This is a genomic window from Hwanghaeella sp. 1Z406, assembly GCF_048892425.1.
Lineage (GTDB): Bacteria > Pseudomonadota > Alphaproteobacteria > UBA8366 > Aestuariispiraceae > Pacificispira.
Window position 1 is genome coordinate 553153 of sequence record NZ_JBLZHU010000002.1, and the last position, 12802, is coordinate 565954.

12 protein-coding genes are annotated in these 12802 nt (G+C 54.0%); all 12 read left to right on the top strand.

Annotation, left to right across the window (positions count from 1 at the left end):
• Window positions 1–30 precede the first annotated feature (30 nt).
• Window positions 31–1482 carry an aldehyde dehydrogenase family protein gene (locus ACOSDR_RS06995; RefSeq protein WP_420730773.1) on the top strand — a complete coding sequence of 484 codons (1452 nt, stop codon included), beginning with the start codon at window positions 31–33 and terminating at the stop codon, window positions 1480–1482.
• Window positions 1483–1487: 5 nt separating this feature from the next.
• On the top strand, window positions 1488–2531 hold the full coding sequence (locus tag ACOSDR_RS07000; RefSeq protein ID WP_420730774.1) for a membrane dipeptidase: 1044 nt from the start codon (window positions 1488–1490) through the stop codon (window positions 2529–2531).
• On the top strand, window positions 2531–4240 hold the full coding sequence (locus ACOSDR_RS07005) for a hypothetical protein (RefSeq protein ID WP_420730775.1): 1710 nt from the start codon (window positions 2531–2533) through the stop codon (window positions 4238–4240). The genes ACOSDR_RS07000 and ACOSDR_RS07005 overlap by 1 nt, the downstream gene beginning before the upstream one ends.
• The gene (locus ACOSDR_RS07010) at window positions 4237–4812 is read left to right on the top strand and encodes a DUF3726 domain-containing protein (RefSeq protein WP_420730776.1); all 576 of its coding nucleotides are present in this window, start codon (window positions 4237–4239) and stop codon (window positions 4810–4812) included. Before ACOSDR_RS07005 ends, ACOSDR_RS07010 begins: the two co-directional genes overlap by 4 nt.
• 282 nt (window positions 4813–5094) lie before the next feature.
• Window positions 5095–6099, top strand: coding sequence for an ABC transporter substrate-binding protein (locus tag ACOSDR_RS07015; protein WP_420725011.1), 1005 nt, complete (start codon window positions 5095–5097; stop codon window positions 6097–6099).
• A gap of 116 nt (window positions 6100–6215) precedes the next feature.
• The gene (locus tag ACOSDR_RS07020; RefSeq protein WP_420725010.1) at window positions 6216–7088 is read left to right on the top strand and encodes an ABC transporter permease; all 873 of its coding nucleotides are present in this window, start codon (window positions 6216–6218) and stop codon (window positions 7086–7088) included.
• Window positions 7089–7093: 5 nt separating this feature from the next.
• Entirely contained in the window at window positions 7094–8263 is a 1170-nt protein-coding gene (locus tag ACOSDR_RS07025; RefSeq protein WP_420725009.1) for a quaternary amine ABC transporter ATP-binding protein, read from the top strand.
• A gap of 195 nt (window positions 8264–8458) precedes the next feature.
• Window positions 8459–8857, top strand: a complete 399-nt coding sequence (locus ACOSDR_RS07030; protein WP_420725008.1) for a cupin domain-containing protein — start codon at window positions 8459–8461, stop codon at window positions 8855–8857.
• 79 nt (window positions 8858–8936) lie between these two features.
• Complete coding sequence (locus ACOSDR_RS07035) at window positions 8937–10142, top strand: ABC transporter substrate-binding protein (protein WP_420730777.1); 1206 nt, start codon at window positions 8937–8939, stop codon at window positions 10140–10142.
• Window positions 10143–10157: 15 nt separating this feature from the next.
• Window positions 10158–10907 (top strand): SDR family NAD(P)-dependent oxidoreductase, encoded by a 750-nt coding sequence (locus ACOSDR_RS07040; protein WP_420725006.1) that lies wholly within the window; start codon window positions 10158–10160, stop codon window positions 10905–10907.
• A 112-nt stretch (window positions 10908–11019) separates the two neighbouring features.
• Window positions 11020–11865, top strand: coding sequence for an IclR family transcriptional regulator (locus ACOSDR_RS07045; RefSeq protein ID WP_420725005.1), 846 nt, complete (start codon window positions 11020–11022; stop codon window positions 11863–11865).
• 150 nt (window positions 11866–12015) lie between these two features.
• Window positions 12016–12798 (top strand): SDR family NAD(P)-dependent oxidoreductase, encoded by a 783-nt coding sequence (locus ACOSDR_RS07050; protein WP_420730778.1) that lies wholly within the window; start codon window positions 12016–12018, stop codon window positions 12796–12798.
• Window positions 12799–12802: the final 4 nt, after the last annotated feature.

Here is a 12802-nt window from a genome sequence, read left to right on the forward strand (position 1 = left end):
TTTTGATTTTCGTATTTTGAAAGGAAGGTCATGGCAGAGACATACAACAATCTGATCGGGGGCGAATGGGTGCCAGGTGCGGACCCTATCGCCAACATCAATCCATCTGATGTGACGGATACAATCGGCCTTTATGCTCAGGCGACTGCCGCGCAACTTGATCATGCGGTTGCGGTTGCCAAGGATGCCCAGCGCGAATGGCAAAAGACAGGTCTGGAACAGCGGCAACAGGTGCTGGATGCAGTCGGTCGGGAGTTAATGGATCGGTCGGAAGAATTAGGTCGCCTGTTAAGTCGGGAAGAGGGAAAGCCGCTGGCGGAAGGTAAGGGCGAGGTTTTTCGTGCCGGACAGTTCTTCTGTTATTATGCCGCCGAAGTCTTGCGACAGATTGGGGAAACAGCGGATTCCGTGCGCCCGGGAATAGAGATTGATATCCGGCGGGAGCCTATGGGCGTCGTTGCGGTGATTTCTCCCTGGAATTTTCCAATTGCAACGGCAAGCTGGAAGATCGCCCCGGCTCTGGCCTATGGCAATGCCGTGATCTGGAAGCCGGCAAACCAAACCCCGGCTTCCGCCTGGGCGTTGGCGGAAATACTGACGCGGGTTGGTTTGCCTATGGGCACGTTTCAATTGCTGATGGGGCCTGGCGCTGCGATTGGGAACGCCCTGGTCGGGCATCGGGATGTGGATGCCGTCACGTTTACAGGATCCTACGCCGTTGGGCGACAGGTAGCCGCTGCCGTGGCGGGAAATCTTGGGAAGTACCAGTTGGAACTGGGCTCTAAGAATGCCCTTCTGGTGATGGATGATGCGGATCTGGATCTTGCCGTTGCCGCTGCCGTTAGCGGGGGCTATTCAGGAACCGGACAGAAATGCACGGCATCGTCCAGATTGTTGGTCCACAGTGCGGTTCATGATGCTTTTGTCGACCGGCTGGCGGACGCCCTAAAATCCATGAAGGTCGGGCCTGCCCTGGCACCACAGACTCAGATGGGACCTGTCGTCAGTGATACGCAATTGGCGGCAAATCTGCGCTGGATGGGCCAGATCAAGCAGTCGGGGGCCAGGATCGTTTATGGTGGGGAGCGAATAACCCTGGAACAGGATGGTTTTTATATGACCCCAGCCCTGATCAGCGAATCGACCAATGATATGCCGTTCAATCGCGAAGAAATGTTTGGGCCAATCGCAGCGGTCCAGAGAATTGAGTCCTATGAAGAAGGACTCGCCGTCGCAAATGACACTGATTATGGATTGGTCGCGGGGATCTTTACGGCATCCCTGGCGCGCGCGACCCATTTTCGGAGACATATTCAAACCGGGTGTGTCACTGTGAACCTGCCAACCGCCGGGACGGATTATCATGTTCCTTTTGGAGGCAGAAAGAATTCCAGCTCTGGCCCCAGAGAACAGGGGCGTGCAGCGGCAGAGTTCTATACGCAAGTGAAGACCGCTTATATCCGAGCGGGCGAGCCGGAGTGATGTCTATGCCCTTAAAACCGTCGATGCTGATTGTTGATTGTCTTCAATATTCCAATTGGTCGGAGTCTATTTTCCGCGAAATGCGGGAAGGGGGTGTTAGTGCCGTCCATGTGACGATCGCCTATCACGAGACGTTTCAGGAAATGGTCCAAAAGGTTGCCCATTGGAACCGCTTGTTTGAGCAACACGCTGATCTGATTTTCCTGGGCCGCACAGGCGACGATATAAGGCGCGCGCAGGCAGAGGGGCGCACGGCTATTTTCTTTGGCTTCCAGAATCCCTCCCCCATTGAAAGTGATATCGGTCTGGTGGAAATCTGCCATCAGTTGGGTGTTCGGTTCATGCAGTTGACCTATAATAATCAGTCTCTGCTGGCGACAGGCTGTTATGAAGTGAATGATACCGGTATCACCCGATTTGGCAGGCAAGTGATTGGCGAAATGAACCGGGTTGGTCTGGTGGTGGATATGAGCCATTCAGCGGAACGCTCTACCCTGGAAGCAATCGAAATTTCAACACGCCCCATCGCGATCACCCATGCGAATCCTGCTTGGTGGCATGGGGCTTTGCGCAATAAATCCGATGATGTTCTGAAAGCATTGTCGCAATCAGGCGGCATGTTGGGCTTTTCCCTATATCCCCATCACCTCAGGCAGGGCAGCGATTGCGCCCTGGATGACTTCTGCACCATGGTGGCAGAAGCGGCCAGTCGATATGGTGTCGCAAGTCTGGGGCTGGGATCAGACCTGTGTCAGTCCCAGCCGGATTCCGTTGTGACCTGGATGCGCAATGGGCGATGGTCCAAACAAACTGATTATGGGGAAGGCAGCGCCAAGAGCCCGGGCTTTCCAGATCAACCCAGCTGGTTTTCTGATAATCGTGATTTTCTGAATGTTGCCGAAGGACTGAAAGCTGTCGGGTTTAATGATGGGGAAGTGGCGGGATTGATGGGGGAAAACTGGCTTCGATTCTTTGATCTGTCTTTTGGAAGCGCCGCTTCAGGGAATGCGTCCTTCGAAGATACCCCCATTGGGGTCGCGAGGGGATAATGCATCCATCGCCAGCCCACGTTCCCGTCCAGCAACCAAAGGCCTTGCGCGATCCGGACACTGTGATGCGGTTGGCGCGTATGGGGGCATCCTTTCCAACCCGGTTGAGCTTTATGCGGGCCCTGATACGGCGTATGGCGGCGCAGAAGGTCACGGTTACACGACCGGTTTGGGAGATGAATGCGGCCGGATATGGGCGCGCGGTATATTCGCTTCACCTGTCGGGCCATACATACAGTCTGGTCGCCTTTTCCACCGAACTGGCGGATGAAAATCGAACCGATCGTGTAATCGCACAGGCCTGGGACAGCTCTTATGTTCTGTTTGATGGCACCCCGACTCGGGCAGACCTGGATCGACTGCAGGAGAATGCTCCACGTCAGGAGGCCGGGCGCTTTGAGGAGACGGACCTGGTCTTAAGCCGGGCCAATAAATCTGTCCGACTTTTTAATCATGTCGTGGAGTCTCTGGCGGCTGGACAGCAACCGGCGGCGGACCTGGTGTCGGCAACCGGCTATCTGATGCGGACAACGGCCGTTTATGGGAATGGAAAATTCGGCATTGCGGATCGGGCGGTCATTCAAAATCGACCGGCCCTGGCCGGGCCGTTTCAGGCCGAAATGCTGACAGTCTGGCTGATCCGTGGATTTACCCATGATCTGGTCAGTCACATCGCCGCCTGTCGGGCACCCGATACGGCGGTGTCATTATCCCCTGCCTTCAGGCGGGCCCTGGGTATTGGCAATTCGACAGGTCTTGGCATGGCACCGTTTCTGGTCAGCCATCCAATCCTGATGAACAACTGGATTCTTGCCCGGGAAACCGCCCTGGCGGAGGTTCGAGGGCTGGAATCGACAACAGAAGCGACCCGTGCAGACTGTGTTTCATTGATTGCACGGGTCGCGCGGCACCTGGATCAATGGGTAGTTCCAGATGAACAGCATATGAACCGGATCACGGTTCTGCGTCGGGAATGGCAAGAATTACAGCAAATCGTGACGTTGGATTGGCTGTTGGGAAACGCCTATCCCTGGGACCGATTGATGGCATTGTCGGAAAACTGGGGGCTGGATTGTCAGGAACTGGTTGTGGCCCTGATTCTGGAACCCCACGGTGATCTGGTTGATGGGTATACGGAGTGTATGGACAGCTCCCATACTCCTCGCCTGGACCCCACAATGACGGTGGAAGTGCTGCAAGAGTATGTGCAGACAGGATGCATTTGGGCACTGAAGATTGATTTTCAGGCCCCGGTGTCTACCAGCCAATTCTGGTATGTGTCCGAAGAAAAGCTGGAGCCGCGCCTTGGGCTGCGGGAGGAAGAGCCCGGTGCCGATAGGGAATTGCCGCTGGATATCGCCCGTCAGATACAGGCCCTATACAGAGATTTACAGGCGGCAATACCGGGCCACACTGTGGCGCAGTTTCTGTTAATCCACCCGGAACATCGCTATTGTGTGCGACGGGTTCAGACGATGATGCGCTATCCATATTCTGAAATCCGGGACAATCTGATCGGCCAGGCGTGTCACCCTATCGACATGCTGCGGTGCAAGCTGGCCTTCTTCGGGGCGGCTAAATTCGATCCAAAATCGGATCGGTGGACTCGTATCACCCTGTATCAAGGCGCACCGCTGGCAGAGGATATCCAAACAGGCGTAGCAGCTTGTGATGATTGGTGGCTGCCTGTTCTGGCGCTGAACCCATGACATATTCATTGAATGAGATTTCCAGCCTGATGCTGAAAGCGGCGCGAGGATCCGGACTGCCCATGGGCTTGGCGGAAGACTGCGCCGCAGCAGGAACCTGGTTGATTTGCCATGGTCAGGATGGGGCCGCTGCTGTCTGGGAGGGCCTGGTATCCAGGGGTGTGATTTGGAAGGGGCCGTCGCTTCTGGATCAGGTCATTGCCCGCGGAATTGATAACCCTCAGACTGTTCAGATCATGGATGCCCCCCTGTTGTTTCTGGGCATGGCCGGTGTTGTTTCAGCTCAGACCGGTACGCAGATCCGAATTGAATTCTTAAATGGCTGCCACGCGGTCCTTGACCCTGATGGAATGACCGTTACCGGCATTTTGAGCGGTGGCGGTGATGCTGTTGTAACGATGGTGCGGGGCTCTGGCGCGCCGCCGGGAATTCATCCCCCCCGGACAACGCGTGTGGATATCTCCCCGGCATTAATCCGGTCCCTGACTGAACGTGCGGCCTTAACCTATGTCCCTGCAACGGCTGAATCACGCCAGCGCGGCGCCGGGGCAGGCCTGACCGATAATGATTAGAGTATCGCCATGCATGAATGCGTGGCACGTATTGCCGATTGTTGTAGCGCGAGAGTTCGAGTTCTCGGAATGCGCTGTGGTTTTCAACGGTTGCGGTTTTCAACGGTTGGACAGTGTCACAGGGTGATTTGTCCGGCATTCTCATTATTTCAATAAATCTGAAATTAAAATAAATTATTTCGATTTGTCTGAAATAAATTCATGGGTCATCCTTATTGCAAGCAAACAAGTCTGCTGTTCTGGCGGGCGCATGGGAACAGGTATTGCAAGGGGATTGAGACGATGAAGGGTTTTAAAACGATTTTCGCCGGGGCACTTGTGGCCGCAGCCCTGGGCACGACGACACCGGCTTTTGCAACGGAATGCGGAACCACGGACAAAATTACGATTGCAGAGATGACCTGGCTTTCCGCCAGCACTTTGGCGCATATCACCAATAAGATTCTGGCGGACGGGTATGGCTGCACGACAGAGGTTGTGCCGGGCGATACCGTACCGACCGCAACATCGATGCTGTCAAAAAGTGAGCCTGATATCGCACCGGAACTGTGGGTTTCGACCGCTGCCTCCATCTGGGAACAGATGATGGAAAAAGGCAATGTCTATAAGGCGGGTGACATTTTTGAAAGCGGCGGTGAAGAGGGCTGGTGGATTCCAGATTATGTTGCAAAAGAACATCCTGAAATTCGCTCGGTGATGGATTTGAAAGCAAATGCGAAAGTCTTCGCGGATGTGTCCAATCCGGATATGGGACGGCTGTATGGCTGCCCTCCAGGCTGGGGATGTGAAATCATCACCAACAATCTTTTCAAGGCTTTGGGGCTGGGCGAGACTTTCGAGCTGTTTTCGCCGGGGTCGGGAGCAAATCTGAAAGCCTCCTTTGCGCGCCAGGTTACCCGTGACAAGGCAATAGTCGGCTATTACTGGGGCCCGACCGACGTGATTGGGAAATACAATTTGGTCAAGTTGGAAATGCCTGCCTATGACGCCGACAAATTCAAATGTCTGACGGATATGAATTGTGCGGATCCTCAGGTGTCGGGTTGGGCTGTTGGCGAAGTGGCCGTGGCCGTCGTGACGGAACTGAAAAACAAGGCCCCCAATGTGGCCGAATTCCTGTCCAAGCTGCAGGTTCCGAATGCGGATATCAGTAAGGTCTTGGCCTGGGGCGATGACAACAAGGCCTCCCCGGAAGAAGTCGCGGCATATTTCTTCAAGAATTATGAGCCGATCTGGACCAAATGGGTGCCCGCAGATGTAGCGGATAAAGTGAAAGCCTCCCTGTAACGGTCGCCGAGTATTTCACGCTAAACCAGGTGGACAATGATGTAGAGTATTGAGGCGGGTTTTAACTGAAGCCCGCCTCGATCTTTCGGGCCCCACGTTTTTAGAGGAATAGGATCGTGACCCAGGATTTCCCTGAAATTATTGATACCAGAGCGCTGCGTATCTTCATCGATGACGCTTTTAACCAGGTCGTCATCAATTATGGCGAGGCGCTGGAAATAGCATTCCTGCCGGTCCTGCGCATGCTGTCTGGTATTGAAAGCTTCCTGTTGTGGTTGCCGTGGTATGTCGTGCTGATTTTGTTATGTGGGGCGACCTATTGGGCGGCGCGCAGTTGGGCCGCGACGATGGGCACAGCTGTGATGCTGTTTCTGATCGGCGTGGTGGGGATCTGGGAACCGGCGATGGCAACGATCGCGCTGATGCTGACGGCAACCCTGATGGCAGTCCTGATCGGCATTCCTGTCGGAATCGCCATGTCCAGATCCAATGTGATGCAATCGGTCGCGTTGCCTTTGTTGGACATTATGCAAACGATGCCAATATTTGTGTATTTGATCCCCTTTGTCATGTTGTTCGGTCCAGGTAAAATTCCGGCCCTGCTGGCAACAATCGTTTTTGCCATTCCGCCGGTCATCCGATTGACCAATCTGGGCATACGGCAGGTGGATGCCGAGATTATTGAGGCAGTCAGTGCCTTTGGGGCGACACCGGGCCAGCGATTGCTGACGGCGCAAATTCCACTGGCTTTGCCAACCATCATGGCAGGCATCAACCAGACTACGATGATGGCGCTGTCCATGGTCGTGATCGCGTCGATGATCGGGGCTGGTGGACTGGGATATCAGGTGCTGCAGGGCATTCAGCGACTGGAAGTCAGCCGTGGCCTGTTGTCTGGTCTGGGAATTGTCTTTCTGGCCATCGTGTTTGATCGCATTGCCCAGGCCTATGGCCGTCGGGTTCAACGTCATCTGAAGCTGGAATCATAACGGTCATGACAAAAGACATAAAAATCCAGGTCGACAATATCTATAAGATCTTCGGTCCCGACCCGGCCAGTGTTCTGGAACAGGTCAAGGCCGGAACAATCAGCAAATCGGAACTGTTGGCACAAAGCGATCATGTGATCGGGCTGCGGGACATCAGTTTGCAGATACCGGCGGGGGAAACCTTTGTCATTATGGGTCTTTCCGGTTCTGGGAAGTCCACATTGATCCGCCATTTCAACCGCCTGATTGAACCGACAGCCGGGCGCATTCTGATTGATGGTGTTGATGTCTTGGGCCTTAGCACACGGGAGTTGAGGGATTTCAGGCGGCATAAGATATCTATGGTGTTTCAGCGGTTTGCCTTATTGCCGCACAAGACCGTCCTGGAAAATGTGATTTATGGTCTGCGGATCAGTGGCATGGATCGGAAATCGGCCCTTGAAAAAGGACGGGAGCAGATAGAGCTGGTCGGGTTGAGCGGATTTGCCAATCAATATCCCAGCCAATTGTCGGGTGGCATGCAACAGCGTGTCGGGTTGGCCCGGGCATTGGCGACGGATGCAGATATCCTGTTGATGGACGAGGCGTTCAGTGCCCTAGACCCGCTGATCCGAAACGAAATGCAGGATCAATTGAAAGACCTGCAGGCCCGGTTGCATAAGACGATCCTGTTTATCACCCATGATCTGGATGAAGCGCTGCGCATTGGTGATACAATTGCCATTCTGAAGGATGGAGAATTGCGGCAGGTTGGCAAAGGGGCCGATATTCTGATCAATCCAGCGGATGACTATGTGCGTCGTTTTGTGAAGGATGTGAACCGAAGCCGGGTCGTTAAGATTGGCGCGTTGATGAAGCCGGTTGAGATGATGTCCCTGCATAATGCCAATTATCGCCAGTGCCAGGAAATCCTGGATCGTGATACCGGTGTCGCCCTGTGTCGGGATGATGACCCGGTGCAGGTTTTCAGCCCGGATATGAAAAACACCCTGACGCCAAGCTGTATTGACGACTGCGCCACAAGGCAGGAAATGACACCGGTCGTATTGGAAACATTGTCCCTTGAAGAATGCTTCCCAAGCTTTGCCAAAGGGGATGGCGCGCTTCTGGTCCGGGATGAAAAGGGGGCGGTTAAAGGAATGGTCTCCATGAAATCGGTTATGGCCGCCCTCTAGGCGGGCCAGGTCTTTTCAATTATTGAAATAGCGGGTGTTTCAGTGCCCCCCACAGGATCGCCCTGTGGGGGGTAAATTGCCTTTGAGCGCCGTATATCTCAAAATAAGATTTTATAGACAAATCCCATAATGTGAGATAACGTTAATTTATAAAGTAAGTAAGAACGCGCTTAAGCGCGGATTATGGAGGAAATTATGGCGATTGAAACGCCCGGTCTGGCTGGTCAGGAAAAACTGACGCCGCTTGATTCCCGATATGTGACCGTGGACGATTTGTCTTGGAAACCAACCCAGGTGCCCGGGATCGATATGAAGATTCTGATGCAGGACAAGGAAGCTGGACTTCTGACGGCATTGTTCCGTTGGGAACCCAATACGCGCTTGCCGCTGCATGAACATGTCGAGGTGGAACAAACCTATGTTCTATCCGGCTCCATCGAAGATGATGAAGGCACTGTCAGTGAAGGTAATTATGTCTGGCGCCCAAAAGGCAACCAGCACTATGCCTATTCACCCAATGGCGCTCTTGTCCTGTCCTTCTTCCTGCGACCGAACGTCTTTTTAGAGCAGTTCGCTGGAGAGAAGTTGGAGTAGGGAGTTGGTCCAGGACCATCCCTGATCCACAGAAAAAGTTCAATTAAAACACCCAAATCAAAAAAGATGGGAGGAAACTATGCGTAAACTAGCCCTATATGCAGGCCTTGTTACGGCCCTTTTTGTTGGAAGCGCTCAGGCGCAAGTGTCTGATGACGTCATTAAAATCGGCGTGTTGAATGACCAGTCCGGCAGCTTCGCCGATCTGTCTGGTCCCAATGGCGTGATTGCTGCGGAAATGGCGGTCGAAGATTTCGGTGGTACGGTTCTTGGCAAGAAGATTGAAGTTGTCTCTGCCGATCACCAGAACAAGGTTGATATCGGCCTGGATATCGCTCGCAAATGGTATGAAAGTGAAGGCGTTGATCTGATCATCGATGTGCCGAATTCGGCAATTGCTATCGGTGTGAACGATTTGACTCGTGATTTGGACAAGATTGCGATTTTCACCAGTGCTGGCTCATCGGCTCTGACGGGGGCGAAATGCTCTCCGAATGGCATTCACTGGACCTATGACACCTATGCCCTGGCGCGCGGTGTTGCCACGGCCATGCTGGAAAATGGTGACAAGAGCTGGTTCTTCCTGGTCAGTGACTATGCGTTTGGTCATGCGCTGCGGGCAGATGCCGGGCAGGTCGTGGAAAACAATGGTGGCACCATCGTTGGTGAAGTGAAGCATCCGCTGAATACCGCTGATTTTGCTTCTTACCTCTTGCAGGCTCAGGCTTCGGGCGCACAGGTTATCGGTCTTGCCAATGGCAGTGCCGACACCGTGAACTCGATCAAACAGGCCAATGAATTCGGGATTACCCAGTCCGGTCAAAAGCTGGCGGCCCTGTTGTTCTTCCTGACCGATGTGCATTCACTGGGTCTGGATCTGGCCGCAGGCGTGAACCTGGTGGAAGCCTTCTATTGGGATCAGACGGACGAAACCCGTGCCTGGTCTGAACGGTTCTACAAGCGTACCGGTGTGATGCCGACCATGCTGCATGCCAGCGACTATGCGGCTGTTATGCATTATCTGAAGGCCATTGAGGCCGCCGGTACCGATGCCAGTGGCCCGGTTCTGGAGAAAATGAAAGGCACGAAGATCAACGACTTCTTCACCAAGGATGCCTATATCCGTGAAGATGGCCGCGTGATCCGCGATATGTATCTCTACAGCGTGAAGAACAAATCCGACTCCAAGCGCGATTGGGATTATTATAACGTCGTGCGCACCATTCCGGGTGAGCAAGCTTTCCGTCCCTTGGCTGAAAGCGAGTGCCCGTTGGTCAAGAAGTAAGGATTTACTTTCTTCATGACCCTCTTGCCTCAGACTAGAGCGATCGTCACCGGTGCCGCCCGAAAGGACGGCATCGGTTGGGCGGTCGCTCAACTTTTTCTTTCAAATGGTGCACAGGTTGTTCTGATTGACATGGATCAGGACGCCGTCCAGTCCTCAGCGACAGAGATGGGGGCCTTGGGTGCAATTGCCTGTGATGTCTCTGACCAAGGCGCGGTTCGGACTGCGGTTGCCCAAGCTGTTGCCCTGTTGGGCGGCCTGGACTGCGTGGTCAACAGCGCAGGGATCGTGAATGCAACCCGCCTGAGTGACATTACCGACGCCGATTGGCATCGCATGATTGATGTCAATCTGGGGGGAACTTTCAATCTTCTGCAAGCCGCAATCCCTGCTATGACAGAGGGTAGAAACGCCAGTTTTGTGGCCATATCCTCCATGGCGGGAATGCGCGGCGGTGGCTTGTTGGGCAGCAGCCATTATGCTGCATCAAAGGCCGGAATTCTGGGGTTGGTCAAAGGGGCCGCGCGGGAATTGGGCCCGGCAAAGATACGCGTCAATGCCCTGGCGCCTGGAATAGTTGATACCAGCATGACCCGCGGCAAATTCGGGCCGGATTGGGAAAAAATGCTGTTGGATCAAATTCCCCTGGGACGGTTCGCAAGTCCCGATGACATTGCCAAAGCATGCCTGTTTCTGGCCAGCGACCTTTCATGCTATATGACGGGTGTCACACTGGATGTGAATGGTGGATATTTCCTGCATTAAGTGGACAGAAGTGTCGGTTCAGCTAAATAATACTCTATGATGCAAAATTCGAATGATTGGGCCCTGCGGTTAGGGCAGATGTTTTTGAATGGCTTCTTAAGGAATTATCATTTTGGCGACTAAGATGGACGATACGGCAGCGCGGCGGGGCAGCAGCGCTGATCGCATGTTGGGAATTCTCGATTACTTCACGACGGAAACCCCGGCCTGGACCGTTGACGCCCTGCAAGCAGAAATGGGTGGATCCCGCGCCACCACCTATCGCTATGTCAAGGCGCTGGTGGATGCGGGTCTGTTGGCACCAGCCGCTGGCGGGGCCTACGTTCTGGGCGCGCGCATCATTGAACTGGATCGGCAAATCCGGCTGTGTGATCCGCTATTGGCGGCGGCGCGTGATGTTATGTCGCGTGTTTGTGATGAGTATCAGGCCAATCTGATGCTGTGCAGTTTCTATGGTGAAAAGGTGATGTGCGTTCATCAGGAATGGATCGATGCGAAGGTCCAGTCCAGCTATGAACGCGGACGCCCGATGCCGTTGTTTCGCGGTGCGACCGCCCGGATGATCCTGGCCTATCTGCCAACCTATCAGCAAAAGAACCTGCTGTTGAATCACGCAAAAGAGATTGCGGATTCTGGCCTGGGCGAAACGTGGGAAGAGTTTCGTGGCAACCTGAAGGCAATGCGCCGGGATGGAAGTTGTGTGTCTTTTGGACAAATCGATAACACTTTGGTGGGAATTGGTGCGCCGATTTTCCTGGGTCAGGGGGATGTCACAGGCAGCCTGTCTTTCATCGTGTCGCGCGCGGGCTTGAAAGACACCCGTATTGAAGAATTGCGGGCTGCGGTAAAAGTCGCAGCGGCGGAGATATCAGAGCGTTTGGATCTGGTGATGTCTGTCACGAATGGCGGAAATCAGGCGTCGCGATCCCCCCGCCGATTGGCGGCGGGAACGCATTAATCTTTGATTTCTTTCTATAAACCCACTCAAAATTCATATTGCAATAATTCATAAAAATCTTATATAGTGAGATTAAGGCAAATGACTTAACGAATTGCCAAGATGGATGGGCATGAATGCCCGCCGCTATATAGGAAGGAACGCCAGATTATGATCGACGCAGAATATTTGCGCCGTACATTCGGGTTGGAAGGGCGAGTTGCTCTTGTGACCGGCGCTGCACGGGGATTGGGCTTTGCCATATCTGAGGCGCTTGCCAAGGCAGGTGCTCATGTTGTGATCAACGATGTTGGCGCACAAGCCGCAGACGAAGCCGTTGCCGCGCTTCGTAATCAAGGATTTTCAGCGGAACCTGCCGTGTTCAGCGTCTCTGATGAGGCGGCTGCGGATGCAGGCGTAAAGGCGATTATCGAAAAGCACGGCCATTTGGACATCATTGTCAGCAATGCCGGCAATCAGAATCGCAAACCTTTTCATGACTATACGCGCGACGAATGGGACTCATTGTTTGATGTCCATATCAACGGGGCGTTCCATGTGTTGCGGGCGGCATTGCCATCAATGCAGAAGAATGGTTTTGGCCGCATCGTCATGATGTCGTCCGTTGCCAGCCGTGCATCGCGTGGCGCCATCTCTCTGTATGCGACGGTGAAGGGTGGTTTGGCATCGATGACCCGGGCGCTGGCGGTGGAATATGCGGGTCAGGGGATCACAGTCAACGCCCTGGCACCAGGCTTCATGCAGACGGAATTCACCACGGCGCTGCAATCGAATGAAGAGTTTCAGGATTACATCAAACGCGACGTGCCGCTGGGACGCTGGGGCAAGGCTGAAGAGCTTGGTCCGGCTGTGATTTATCTGACCAGCCAGGCTGGCGACTTTGTAAATGGGGAGGTGCTGACAATCGACGGCGGCCTTCTGGCGAAGTTCTGAGGCC